This window comes from Alkalimonas mucilaginosa, assembly GCF_036327005.1.
GTDB lineage: Bacteria > Pseudomonadota > Gammaproteobacteria > Enterobacterales > Alteromonadaceae > Alkalimonas > Alkalimonas mucilaginosa.
Window position 1 is genome coordinate 163,300 of record NZ_JAUGZK010000006.1, and the last position, 12,250, is coordinate 175,549.

The window sequence follows — 12,250 nt, forward strand, 5'->3', positions numbered from 1 at the left end:
TGGCAAGGGAGCCAGTAATGCATGTACAACTAAACCCGGTCGGTTCAATGAGCCTGTTATCACAGCTGGAAGTAGACCGACTGAAGCAAACCACCAATAAAGAAGCCTTTCAGCTCTTTCGCAATTGTTGCCTGGCTGTTTTAAATGTTGGTAGCCATACCGACAGCTCAGCCGAAATTTACCAGCAGTTTCAAGATTTCTCGGTCAACTTACTAAGCCGTGAGCGGGGCATCAAAATAGAGCTTTTTAATCCCCCGACCGATGCCTTTGTTGACGGCCAGATCATTCGGGGTATCCATGAGCATCTGTTTGCTGTACTAAGGGATATTCTGTTTTACCACACCCAGCTAAAAATTAATGCCAACCGACTGGATCTGAAAAATAGTGCCCATATCACACACAGCGTATTTGATATTTTACGCAATGCTCAGGTGCTAAGCTGCAACACCGAGCCTACGATGATCGTCTGTTGGGGCGGACACTCCATCAAAGAAGCAGAATACCAATACACCAAGGATGTCGGCTACCAGTTGGGACTGCGTGGTTTAAACATCTGCACCGGTTGCGGACCTGGTGCCATGAAGGGCCCAATGAAAGGTGCTACCATAGGCCATAACAAACAACGTATTACCACAGGTCGGTATTTAGGCTTAACCGAACCCAGCATTATTGCCGCTGAGCCGCCCAACCCTATTGTTAACGAGCTGGTGATCCTGCCTGATATTGAAAAAAGACTGGAGGCTTTTGTTCGCATAGCACATGGCGTTATCATTTTCCCGGGGGGCGCCGGCACTGCCGAAGAACTACTGTATTTGCTGGGGATTATGCTGCACGAAGACAACACAGCACAAAAACTCCCTGTGATCCTGACAGGCCCCAAAAGTAGCGAAGGCTATTTCCAAGAAATCATGCAATTTATTGAGCAAACCCTGGGACAAAAAGCCCTGAACCTGGTGCAAGTCATCATCGATGACCCGGCAGCAGTTGCCAGAGCCTTAAAAGCCGGCTGTCAGGAAGTGCGGGAGTACCGACGCACTGTTGGTGATGCTTACCATTTCAACTGGACTCTGAAAATCGAATCAGACTTCCAGCAGCCATTTATCCCAAACCACACCAATATGGCCGCACTCAACTTGCACCGCAAGCAAGATACCGCAACACTGGCTGCTAATCTGAGGCGTGCGTTCTCTGGCATAGTGGCCGGCAACGTCAAAGATGAAGGGATACGTGCAATTCAACAGCATGGTCCTTTTCAGTTAAGTGGTGAACCAGAGCTGATGCGTATGATGGATCGCTTACTGCAAGCCTTTGTCGAGCAAGGACGAATGAAGCTTCCAGGCACAGCATATGAACCTTGCTACAGGATCCTGCAATAAACCATGAGCCACCTAGTATTAATTGATGCAATGAATCTGATCAGACGGCTTTATGCCGTGCAAGAGCGGCCTTATCTGCCCTTACCTGATCAGTTAACAGAAGCAACCCAGCAGCAAATCATTACGAATACTGTGCAGGCAGTGGAGAAGGCACTACTGGCTATCATTCAGCACTGCGAGCCAACACACCTGTTGTTGGTGTTCGATAGCCAGCAAACGACCTGGCGCCATCAACTGTACCCGGAGTACAAAGCCAATCGCAGCCCGATGCCTGCTTTGTTGATGCAAGCCTTGCCCGAGCTGCAGCAGCGCATCCAACAACTGGGTATAGCTATCTATCAACAAGATGGCTTTGAAGCCGATGATATTATCGCCTCGTTGGCACAAAAAATGCGACAACATCAGCAAGAAGTAACGGTGGTATCAACGGATAAAGGCTACTGCCCTTTGCTCGATAACGGTGTACGCCTCTATGATCACTTTCGCCGGACCTGGCTGGATGATAGTTATGTCCAGCAAAAGTTTGGCGTCTCAGCCAAACGTCTGATCCGCTATTGGAGTCTGGTTGGCGATAGTACCAACCATATTCCTGGAGTCGCAGGAATAGGCCCGAAAACAGCCCTTGAGTTATTGCAACTAGGAGAAACCTTTAGCGACATTATCCAACACCCGGACTGCCCGAAAGCCATACGCAGTAAACTTACCGAGCATAAAGCCGATATCCAGTGTTTTCTGCAATTATTTCAGCCTCGGACCGATCTGGAGCTTGGCCTGAACCTGCAACAATTGCGCTACCCGGTAACAGAGGCTGCCAATGCTTAGAGTGGTGTTGTTTGTACTGGCAGGTGTAGCACTGTACTTTGTTATTGTGGCCGGCATTCTTCGCTTTTATCCGGACGATCCTGCCCAAATGAACTGGCAAATACGGGAAACCTTTAACGCCAAATACATTCAGCAACTGCAGCCAGAACAAGGGGTATTGCAGCAGCAAGTCACAGATCGGCTTGGCGGGCCGGACATCACCCGCGCTTACCGAAAAAATAGTGTCGTGCATCAACTGTTGTATTACCGTACGCACCGTGCCATTGCAGATGGTATCACCACCGAGGATGAGTGCACCGCCCTGTTGTTTATCGATCGTAAGCTGGTTGCTATTGGCCATGAAGCCATCGAGTGGTATGAACAACAACGCCCCGGCTCAAACTAAGCCCCACCAATGGCAACAACTGTATCAGGCCATCACTGATTTTTATCAGCAGCAGCCTGAGCAGAATATCCACCAGCAAGCAGAGCAACTGGCACAAAGGTTGATGGGCTGCGCAGCTGGCGCTGATTATTGTGTGTTTGCACAGTTGCAATTAAGCCCGGTGCAATCGCCTTTTTCGACCCTGCTTGCTGTTAAGCAAAGCTGCTTGCTGTACCTGCTGGCCCGTCAGCAACAATGGCCAGACAAACTTTGTCTGCAACTTATAAGTACAGCACTGCTTAGTCTTATTGCTGTTGCTGGAGCAGTGAATAAATTACCGGAAGCACAGCGTAAAGATGCTAAATTGCTGCATTTTCCTGGCCGGTATTGCCTGGCGCGTTATCAGCAAATTTTACCACCGTACTGCCGTTACTGGCTGCAACATGACTCAGCAACAGAACAAAACAAACCCGACTGGCAACAGAACCCTTTTAGCACCGCACTGCAGCTCACCAGTTTGATTGCCCGCCAACTGTTATTGCAGCCAACAGCAGGCTTGCTGCATACCCTTCAACGATGCTATTGGCGGCAATCGCACAGCCTGGCCCGGATGCAACTGGAAGTGCTGGTCAGCATAGGGCCGGTGCTCTGGCATTGTGGTAATCTGCTGCAACAGCAGCAACAGCAATGGCTGGTTCTTGATAAGCAAGCTGATCTCTGGTTGGTTCTACCCTTGCGTCACCAACAGTTACAAAGCTCGGTGCACTCCATTCGCGACACCTCTGACCAGCCCATTGAAATCTATGGCACAGAATTATCCGATTGGAGTTGGTTGGCGTGCATTGCCAGAAGTGAAAGCAGTGATCTGATCCAGCAGGCATTCACTGCAAAAAAGACCTCCACAGTGCTGGATTTCGACCAAATAGTAGCGCTTTGCGATTTGCCTCAGCAGCAACTGCTGCAGCAGTTAGAGCAGGATACAGCAGGCTCTGAGCTGATACTGGCTGCCGCCAGCAAGGCCAATCGTAGTCAACAATCCATTCAACAACTCAAGCATGCCATCTTGCTGTTAGGAGCCGAGCAACTGCCCTGGTTGCTGGCACAGATCCAATGCCAGCAATTTGCCGTGGAGCAACACCAGCCCTGCCATCAATGGCTGGTGCAACTCCGCCTGGTTTTGCAGCAGGCACTCACCGAGCAACCATTGGCCTTGCCAACTGCCCAAGTTGACCTAATCAGTTGGCTGCTTACCCTGCCGCTATGGCAGCTAAGTACCCTGCGACTGTTGCCGGGGTTTGATCTTGGCAGTTGCCAACAACTCCGAAGCCAGTGCCAGCGCCAGATTTGGCAATCCGAGCACTATCTGAAAAAAATACAGTGGTTGTTTCATCACTACCAACAACCGAAAGCTTTGCAGCAAGCCCTGCTGTTCTTTCGTTCACCACCCCAGGCTCAATCCGACCTGGTTCGCCACTTAAGTCTGCATCTGCAAGCCGCCTGGCGCAGATGCGACCAATTGATGCTGCAGCCAGCCCCTGCCAGCACACTGACTGAGCAGGTTTCTGCTACCTTACTGCATCAGTGCTACTACCCAATCAGGCTCTCGATGTAGTTTTATTACTTAATTTTACCGCCTCAAAGCTAAGACTAAGGTCGTATATCAAGTAACCTTCCTACAAACTGGTATCATATCCGGAAAAAATGCTATAATTTGCCGCGACTCCGGGCTCATCTGCCCTACCCCAACTCCACGAAAGTAAATTATAAGGTTTCTCATGAGCACCCAAACCATTACGGTCATCAAAGGTGATGGCATCGGTCCAAGCATTGTTGAAGCAGCCATTCAAATTCTCGATAAAGCCGGCTGTGACTTTCAGTACGAATACGTTGATGCGGGTTTAACTGCGCTGGAAAAAACCGGCGAGCTGTTGCCAGAAGCAACGCTGGACGCCATTGCCCGCAACAAAATTACCTTAAAAGGCCCATTGACCACGCCGGTTGGCGAAGGCTTTACCTCCATCAATGTAACCTTGCGCAAAAAATTCAATCTGTACTCCAATGTACGGCCGGTGATTTCGTTCAAAGGCACCAAAGCCCGTTACGAAAACATCGATATCATCACCATCCGGGAAAACACTCAGGGCATGTATTCCGGTCATGGCCAGGTAGTATCGGAAGATGGACTGGTTGCCGAAGCCACCAGCATCATTACCCGCGAAGGTGCCGAGCGCATCGTGCGTTTTGCCTTTGAGCTGGCACGCCGTGAACAGCGTCAAAAAGTCACTGTAGTGCACAAGGCCAATATCCTGAAGTCTACTTCTGGCTTGTTCTTAAAAGTAGCGCGAGAAGTCGCAGCCGAGTACAGCGATATTCAGATGCAGGAAATGATTGTTGATAACGCCTGTATGCAGTTGGTGATGAACCCGCAACAGTTCGATGTAATTGTGACCACCAACCTGTTTGGCGATATCCTGTCTGACCTGTGCGCTGGCTTGGTTGGCGGCCTCGGTATGGCACCTGGCGCCAATATCGGTGAAGATTGTGCGATTTTCGAAGCCGTACACGGCAGCGCGCCAGATATTGCCGGTAAAAACCTGGCCAACCCAAGCTCGGTGATCCTGGCGTCTATTCAGATGCTGGAACATCTGGGTATGAAAGACAAAGCCGATAAAATCAAAGCAGCCCTGACCGATGTCATTGCCAGTGGCGATCGCACCACCCGCGATCTCGGTGGCAGCCACGGCACCACTGACTTTACCGCAGCCATGCTGGAAAGGCTGTAAGCTATCCGCTGACGCCATAAAAAAACCGCCGCGGCGGTTTTTTTATGGCGTCATTCAGCCGGCTCTGTACGCCTTATTTACAATCGTCTGGCCAATAGGCGCTAAACTTAACCCGGCCAGTTTCAGGTGTTGTAAGCCAAATGGAATGCCGATAATACTGATAAAACAGATCAGTGCATGAAACAGGTGCCCTATCGCCAGCCAGATGCCGATAAAGATAAACCAGATGATATTGCCCAGGCTGCCTAAAGCGCCGGTACCAATGTCTTCCGCACGGTTGATGTAACGGCGGTTGATGCTTTCCTTGCCAAAGGGCCAAAACGCCAGTTGGCCAATCACAAAGCAGGAGCGGCCAAAAGGAATGCCAATGATGGTGATAAAACAAATCAGGCCGGCCAGCCACCAGGCCAGGCCCATGACAAAACCACCCAACACAAACCAGAGCACATTAAAAATAAAGCGAAACAATCCCATGTCTTATCCTTTCAAACTAATTTGCCAAACAACTTCCCTATAATTTGCAGCTAACATGCCAACTTTAATATTTATTTTTATCAGTAACTTATAAAATCAGTGCCACTAAAAATGGCTGATCTTGCCAAAAAGTTCGTCAATACCACCTGAATTTAGTGTCTTTGCAATAGCCTCTGCCGGCTTCAACTTCACAACGGACCGGCCAGCGTTACGGCAGAAGTTCTGCTTTGGCAGGAATGACACCACCCGGCATCCGGCCGGCCAATGCAAGCAAGCGCCCACGATGCTGCTGCAATGCCACTTTATCCGCTTCGGTCAGGCAAGGGCCTATCGCCTGGGTCATGTGATCGGTTTGAGCCAGCACCTGCACAGTCTGCTGACGCTGAGGCTCCGGCAAGAATGGTAGCGCACGCCGCGATACCTGCAGCATGGGTCGCATCGAGTCCAGCACCGGCCAACTGCCCTTGGCGGTTAACTCCATAAAAAGTGGTGCAGTCAGCTCATGCTCTGCCAGAATCAAATCCACCTCCTCCAGGTAGCTTTGCTCTTTCTGCTGCGCCCGCACCTCTTCGGCATGACGCGACCAATCGCAATGTGCTTGCAGCCGCACTTGATACAACGAGGCGACATTGTCCTGCTCTACCCTGGCAAGGGCCGGCAAGGCCGCTTCCAGCTTGATCAGGTTGGCATCGGTCAGCACCGTTTCAGCACTTACCGTATGCACCAAGATCAAGGACATCACACCACAGAAAGCAAATGCAGGACAGAGATTCTTATTCATCAGTAGCTACCTTATAGAGGCTGCAGGCTGCGCCATGGCAGTGCCAGCCGCTTGCTGGCTTAAAACTCTATAAGACGTGATCCCGCCTGAACCTGCGCTGAAATAACCAGCTGACTGCTATGCGGATCACAAACTATGCATTGCTAAGTTATTTTCGGACAAAATGATCCAACTTGGCAGAAATTCACTAGGCTTTGATACAAACGACTGTTGTTTCCTGTTCGCAACCAACCTGGAGATCCTGATGCGCACCATTCAATGGCTTCACCTTGTACTCTGTAGTGTGTTCTTACTTGTAAGCAGCCGGGCACTGGCCGATCGCTTTGCCGATGTGCAGGTTGAGGCAACCGAGCTGTCCCCCGGGCTTTACATGCTAACCGGAGCTGGTGGCAATATGGCGGCCCTGACCGGGGACGATGGCATCTTGCTGATCGATGCCCAATTTGCCGAAATGGCCGGCAAGATTGAAGCCAAGCTGAGTGAACTGGCCGAAGGGCAAGCGCTGCAAGTGCTGGTCAATACCCACTTCCACGGCGATCACGTCGGCGGCAATGCCAAACTGGCCGCAGATAGCCGCATTATCGCCCACGATAATGTGCGTAAACGCCTGCAAGCCGATAGCAATTTTCCGGCCGAAGGCTTGCCCAACCTGACCTTTAGCGACCAATTAAGCCTGCATATGAACGGCCAGCATATCCTGCTGATCGCCATGCAACCAAGCCATACCGATGGCGACAGCATCGTGTGGTTTAAAGCAGCCAATGTGGTGCATATGGGCGATCTGATGTTTGAAGGCCGCTTCCCTTTTATCGATACCAACGCCGGCGGCAATCTGCAGGCTTATATGGACGTGACCCGTCACGTGATCGCCAGCATTGATGCCAACACCCGGGTGATCCCAGGGCACGGCGAGTTAACCAACCGGGCTGGCTTAGAGCGGGAATTGCGGATGATGGAAGCCACCCTGGCTCAGGTGCAGCAGTACAAAGCCGAAGGTTTATCTCTGGAAGCCATCATCAACCGCGGCTTGGGTGAGCAGTGGCAGGATTGGCACTGGAATTTCATTACTGAACAGCGCTGGATCCGCACTTTGTATCAGGCGCTGGCAGATTAAAGCAGCGCCTTGCTCCCTTCGCTGAAACGGGCTGGCCTGATGCGCTAGCCCGGACGATACTGCCGCTTTGGCCGCTCGATACGCGGTTGATGGCCCCTTTTTTTGATGCCGGCTCCGGCTCCTTGCGAGGCCTCTTCGGTTTTCACTGAGTCTTTAAGCAAATCACTCAGCAACGCAAATTCGGCCGGGGTGACTTCGCGCCACTGGCCGGGTTTTAAATCGGCCAGCTGAAAACTCATAATGCGAATGCGCTTAAGCCGGGTCACTTCAAAACCAAGATACGCTGTCATACGGCGGATTTGCCGGTTAAGCCCCTGGGTCAGGATAATGGAAAACCGGTCTGGTCCAATTTGCGTGACTTTGCACGGCTTGGTCACGGTGCCAAGGATCGGTATGCCGGCCGCCATCCGCTGACAAAACTGGCGGTTGATGGGTTTATCGACACTGACCAGATACTCCTTTTCATGGGCATTGCCGGCGCGCAAAATCTTATTGACGATATCGCCATCGTTGGTCAGCAAAATTAAACCGGAAGACGGTTTATCCAACCGGCCGATTGGGAAAATGCGCTGCGGATAGTTCACCGCATCGACGATATTGCCTTTAACCGCCGTATCGGTGGTACAGACCACCCCAACCGGTTTGTGATACACCAGATAGACGGCTTTAGGCTTGGCTTTGAGCGGCTTGCCTGCCACCATAATGCTGTCGGCATCGCTCACCTTCATGCCGGTTTCGGCCGGGCTGCCATTGACCAGTACCTGACCTTGCTCAATCAGCCGATCGGCTTCGCGCCGTGAACAGATGCCGGTTTCACTGATGTATTTATTCAGGCGCATGCCTGCTGCTTCGCTCAAAACGCTTACTCCGGTAGATACTGATAACGGCCATAGCCGTCATCATCCAAGCCTAGAAACTGCAGGCGCGGATGCCGTTCTGCTTTAGCTTTGGCTGCTGCCAGGCTGCTGCTACGAAACTCCAGTCGGGCCTCAGCCGGGAGCTTGAGCTGCCAGTTCTGCTGCAGTTGCACCGGAATGGCTGCGCCGTGCTGCTTAGCTTGTTCGCGGGTGTAAGCTGCAATGATTTGCCTTACCTCCATCTGGCCGGTGTAATACACCGGAGCTGTGGTAGCATGCGGGAAAAAGCCACCACCGCTAACCCGGTAATTATTGGTTGCCAGCAAGAAGCGCTGCTCAGCGCTGACCGGCTGTCCCTGATAGCTTAAATCCACAATGCGATGACTATCGCTCACTTGCTGGCCCTCACCATCAAAGCGGGCAGGCTGGCTTAAATCAATGCGGTAACTCAGTTCGTTCATCATATCGAAGTTGTAACTTGGGATCCGTGGTGCCAGCAATGGCTGCCACTCGTCTTTGCCGGCTTCAATGGTATTGAAAGTCCGGGCCGACATTTCCAGCCAGTCGCGCAGTTCGCTGCCGCTTAACTCAATCACCCGCAAGGTGTTGGGGTAAATGTACAGATCGGCGATATTGCCAAGCGTTAGCGGCCCGGCTGCCAAGTGGGTATAGTCTTCCGGCCCGCCAAAACCACTGCGAAACGGTGCTGCAGCACTGATAATGGGTAAATCCGGTAACTCGCCCTGCTGCTGCAGACTGGTTGCGTACCAGCTTTGCGCCTGATTGACCCAGGCCACGGCCGTATTTGGAGCGACCCGGGCAAAAAAGTTCTCAATGGCACCATCGGTGTCACCCAAAGGCTGATTTAACATCGCCAGGGTGTGTGCTTGTTCATCGCTCAGCAAAGCCACCAACAGCTCATCACGCTCCGGACCTACCTGCCGCAACTCACTGGCCGCCTGCACCACTTGCCAGGTACCATCGGTACGCTTTAGCGTTAGATCGATCACGCCCAGATGGCTGCCATATTGGCCGCCCATCACAGCGGGTACGCCATGAATAAAACCGCGCTCGGCATCTACTCCGGCCAGCTCCTGATAATCCGGCCCCGGCAGTTGCCGGTGCTGATGGCCCAGCAACAAGGCATCGACCCATTCCACTTGCGCCAGATAAAGCCCGGTTTGCTCGGCAAACTCTGGATAATCGCCATAATCCCGCAGGCCGGTATGGGCAATCACCACTACCACATCGGCACCTTCGTCACGCATTTTTGGCACAAAGTACTGAGCAGCCGCCAGCATATCCCGGGCCTGCACCCGGCCTTCCAGATGATGCCGATCCCAGCGCATAATATCCGGCGGCACCAGCCCAAGCACCCCCACCTGGATATCATGGCGCTGCAAATCGCTCCCGACAAAACTATGCTTTTGAATCACATAAGGCGTATAACGGCTGGCCTGCCAGTCATCGGCTGTAGCATCCGGCTCAAACACATTGGCCGATAAAAACGGAAAAGTCGCCCCTTCAATGGTGGCATCCAGGTACTCAAGGCCATAGTTAAACTCATGATTACCCAAAGCTGCTGCATCATAGCCCAGGTAATTCATCGCCCGGATCACCGGGTGGCGTTGCTGCTGAAGATACTCCAGGCCCTGTGCATGGGCCCAATCGCCCATCGCGCTGCCCTGAATGGTGTCGCCGTTATCAAACAGCAGGTTGTTGGGCTGCTCCAATCTGGCCTGATGCACCAAAGCCGCCGTATGGGCCAGACCAAACCGATCGGTATCACGCTGCTGAAAATAATCGTAGCCCAGCAGGTAGGCATGCAAATCATTGGTATGCAAAATGCGCAGCTCGACTTGCTGCTCCCGTTCCGGGGTTGGCGAACACCCTTGTAAAGACAACGCCAGCACTGCCAGCAACGAAATTATGGTAGTTCTTCTCATGGAGCTCTCTTCTAAAAAACGGCATTAAGATGCTGAATCCGCAGATTGTAGCATTTTTTGCGTGACAATTTTACGGCCTTTCTGCACCGGCTTTTACAAATTACCGCTCAAGTTATCAGCGACAAAGACGATAACCTCTATGTACCGGATAACCCGCATACACTGATGGAGGAAGCACCATGAACGAACAAAGTCGCTTAGAAAAATTACGCAACCTTGGCGTTCGTCTGCATGAACTGCAGTTGGTTCAACCTATCGCTGGGAAGTCCTATACCTCGGTTGCACTGAATTACTTGTTCAGCCGCCATGAGCTCACTCGCCCTTGTGGTCAGTCGCTGGATGTCACCTTGCGCTCTTTGGCCGAAGCCATTGTGCAAAAGCATCATTTGAAGTTTAGCCGTTTTGATTCCGACTCCATTATCGACTATTTCTGCCGTTTGTACCGCGCCCACTAACTCGTTTCCATCCTGAAGCGGCATACCGGCCGTTTCAGGGAGTTGTCAGGAAAAAACGCGGTTTTTCCTGGCTCGCAAGCTGCTGTGCTGCAACGCAGCAGTTACTGGACAGACTACAGGCCTTCTTTTAAGCTGTTCGCTTTGCAGAAGAAGGCTTACTTCATGAATTGCATTACTTTCTTGCTAACTTTGCCAGCAATTAGCTGCTTGGCCGTCACCATGCAAATGGTAAACGACTGATGGACTCTGTGACCCAAGCCGCCCTTGGTGCCGCCGTCGCCGTCGCGGTGATGGGCAAATCCACTCCGGTGAAAAAAGCCGCTCTCTGGGGAGCTGCCGCTGGCACCTTGCCCGATCTGGATGTATTTTGGAACTTCGGCGATGATTTAAGCAATATGCTGCGTCATCGCGGTGAAACTCATGCTTTTTTTTACCAGACACTGTTCTCACCACTGCTGGCCTGGTTGATTTGCCGCTGGCACCAACAACAAGCCTTGTTTCTTCGCTGGTGGCTGGCCATCTGGCTGGTGCTTATCACCCACAGTTTGCTGGATACCTTCACCACCTACGGTACTCAACTGGCGCTGCCTTTTAGCGACTACCCCTTCGCGCTGGAAAGTATTTTTGTGATTGATCCGCTCTATACTCTGCCACTGCTGATTGGGGTTGGTCTGGCCTGGCGTTTGCCGGGCCGTGGCCTTGGTTTTAATCAACTGGGCTTGCTGCTAGTCTCGCTGTACTTAGGCTGGGGCTTAGCCGCTCAACACTGGGTACTGTGGCAACTCGATAGAATGCATCAAGAGCTTGCGCACTATGAACGGCTGGTACAACCCACAGCCCTGAACACCCTGGTCTGGCGCATTGTGGTGATGGATCAGGCTGGCTATCGCGAAGGTTTCTATGCCCTGAATGATGGCACCACACCGATTGAATTTCGCCAGCATGTCTTTCCAAAACAGACGCAGGCACTACGCCAACTACCGCAAGCAAAGGAGCTCACCCGTTTCAGTCATGGCTTTGTCGGTTATTTTCAGCACGGCGAGCTGCTCACCATGGCTGACCTGCGGATGGGCATGCAGGGCAATTATGCCTTTGAATTCAGCCTGGCCTGTCAGCAAGACAACGAATTAGAACCGATAGCCGTGGTCCAACTGGATAAACCCTACCAGATGCTGGAAATGTGGACCTGGGCCTTTCGCCGGTTTTGGCTGGATGCCAAGCCACTCTCGGCCATTACAGTGCGCAACCAACCAGACTGTACCTAACGTCTAACTGGCT

The 12,250-nt window shown here is 52.1% G+C and carries 11 protein-coding genes and 1 pseudogene; 8 read left to right on the top strand and 4 right to left on the bottom strand.

Translation table 11 applies throughout. The features are described from left to right. Positions 1-17 precede the first annotated feature (17 nt). The 5 genes from ppnN (at position 18) to QWF21_RS10230 (ending at position 5,345) form a co-directional block, all read left to right on the top strand. A complete protein-coding gene (ppnN, locus tag QWF21_RS10210) occupies positions 18-1,376 on the top strand; it encodes a nucleotide 5'-monophosphate nucleosidase PpnN (RefSeq protein ID WP_330087948.1) in 1,359 nt (452 codons plus the stop codon). A 3-nt stretch (positions 1,377-1,379) separates the two neighbouring features. Then, positions 1,380-2,198, top strand: a complete 819-nt coding sequence (gene xni / locus QWF21_RS10215; protein WP_330087949.1) for a flap endonuclease Xni — start codon at positions 1,380-1,382, stop codon at positions 2,196-2,198. Then, positions 2,191-2,583, top strand: coding sequence for a DUF3192 domain-containing protein (locus QWF21_RS10220; RefSeq protein ID WP_330087950.1), 393 nt, complete (start codon positions 2,191-2,193; stop codon positions 2,581-2,583). Before xni ends, QWF21_RS10220 begins: the two co-directional genes overlap by 8 nt. Next, complete coding sequence (locus QWF21_RS10225; protein WP_330087951.1) at positions 2,555-4,174, top strand: hypothetical protein; 1,620 nt, start codon at positions 2,555-2,557, stop codon at positions 4,172-4,174. The genes QWF21_RS10220 and QWF21_RS10225 overlap by 29 nt, the downstream gene beginning before the upstream one ends. 163 nt (positions 4,175-4,337) lie before the next feature. Then, positions 4,338-5,345 carry an isocitrate dehydrogenase gene (locus QWF21_RS10230; protein ID WP_330087952.1) on the top strand — a complete coding sequence of 336 codons (1,008 nt, stop codon included), beginning with the start codon at positions 4,338-4,340 and terminating at the stop codon, positions 5,343-5,345. Between the two features lie 54 nt (positions 5,346-5,399). Here the strand turns inward: QWF21_RS10230 and QWF21_RS10235 are convergent, their stop codons facing one another. Beyond that, positions 5,400-5,819, bottom strand: coding sequence for a YccF domain-containing protein (locus QWF21_RS10235; RefSeq protein ID WP_330087953.1), 420 nt, complete (start codon positions 5,817-5,819; stop codon positions 5,400-5,402). Positions 5,820-6,027: 208 nt separating this feature from the next. Then, positions 6,028-6,600 (bottom strand): hypothetical protein, encoded by a 573-nt coding sequence (locus QWF21_RS10240; RefSeq protein ID WP_330087954.1) that lies wholly within the window; start codon positions 6,598-6,600, stop codon positions 6,028-6,030. 244 nt (positions 6,601-6,844) lie between these two features. Here QWF21_RS10240 and QWF21_RS10245 point away from each other — a divergent pair, with 244 nt between their 5' ends. Beyond that, positions 6,845-7,714, top strand: coding sequence for an MBL fold metallo-hydrolase (locus QWF21_RS10245; RefSeq protein ID WP_330087955.1), 870 nt, complete (start codon positions 6,845-6,847; stop codon positions 7,712-7,714). A 59-nt stretch (positions 7,715-7,773) separates the two neighbouring features. On the opposite strand, the pseudogene rluF reads toward QWF21_RS10245, so the two are convergent. Continuing rightward, positions 7,774-8,553 (bottom strand): annotated as a pseudogene (gene rluF / locus QWF21_RS10250) (23S rRNA pseudouridine(2604) synthase RluF); the annotation flags it as partial. A 23-nt stretch (positions 8,554-8,576) separates the two neighbouring features. Further along, positions 8,577-10,517 carry a bifunctional 2',3'-cyclic-nucleotide 2'-phosphodiesterase/3'-nucleotidase gene (locus QWF21_RS10255; RefSeq protein WP_330087956.1) on the bottom strand — a complete coding sequence of 647 codons (1,941 nt, stop codon included), beginning with the start codon at positions 10,515-10,517 and terminating at the stop codon, positions 8,577-8,579. A 179-nt stretch (positions 10,518-10,696) separates the two neighbouring features. On the opposite strand from QWF21_RS10255, the gene QWF21_RS10260 reads away from it, so the two are divergent. Together QWF21_RS10260 and QWF21_RS10265 are read left to right on the top strand one after the other, a co-directional pair. Beyond that, entirely contained in the window at positions 10,697-10,972 is a 276-nt protein-coding gene (locus QWF21_RS10260) for a Rossmann-fold NAD(P)-binding domain-containing protein (RefSeq protein WP_330087957.1), read from the top strand. A gap of 239 nt (positions 10,973-11,211) precedes the next feature. After that, positions 11,212-12,237 (top strand): metal-dependent hydrolase, encoded by a 1,026-nt coding sequence (locus tag QWF21_RS10265; protein ID WP_330087958.1) that lies wholly within the window; start codon positions 11,212-11,214, stop codon positions 12,235-12,237. The last annotated feature ends 13 nt before the right edge of the window (positions 12,238-12,250 follow it).

Bases quoted from the DNA above. Each gene is read 5' to 3' on its own strand.
- ppnN (WP_330087948.1), top strand. From the start codon at position 18: ATGCATGTACAACTAAACCCGGTCGGTTCAATGAGCCTGTTATCACAG.
- xni (WP_330087949.1), top strand. From the start codon at position 1,380: ATGAGCCACCTAGTATTAATTGATGCAATGAATCTGATCAGACGGCTT.
- QWF21_RS10220 (WP_330087950.1), top strand. From the start codon at position 2,191: ATGCTTAGAGTGGTGTTGTTTGTACTGGCAGGTGTAGCACTGTACTTT.
- QWF21_RS10225 (WP_330087951.1), top strand. From the start codon at position 2,555: ATGAACAACAACGCCCCGGCTCAAACTAAGCCCCACCAATGGCAACAA.
- QWF21_RS10230 (WP_330087952.1), top strand. From the start codon at position 4,338: ATGAGCACCCAAACCATTACGGTCATCAAAGGTGATGGCATCGGTCCA.
- QWF21_RS10235 (WP_330087953.1), bottom strand. From the start codon at position 5,819: ATGGGATTGTTTCGCTTTATTTTTAATGTGCTCTGGTTTGTGTTGGGT.
- QWF21_RS10240 (WP_330087954.1), bottom strand. From the start codon at position 6,600: ATGAATAAGAATCTCTGTCCTGCATTTGCTTTCTGTGGTGTGATGTCC.
- QWF21_RS10245 (WP_330087955.1), top strand. From the start codon at position 6,845: ATGCGCACCATTCAATGGCTTCACCTTGTACTCTGTAGTGTGTTCTTA.
- QWF21_RS10255 (WP_330087956.1), bottom strand. From the start codon at position 10,517: ATGAGAAGAACTACCATAATTTCGTTGCTGGCAGTGCTGGCGTTGTCT.
- QWF21_RS10260 (WP_330087957.1), top strand. From the start codon at position 10,697: ATGAACGAACAAAGTCGCTTAGAAAAATTACGCAACCTTGGCGTTCGT.
- QWF21_RS10265 (WP_330087958.1), top strand. From the start codon at position 11,212: ATGGACTCTGTGACCCAAGCCGCCCTTGGTGCCGCCGTCGCCGTCGCG.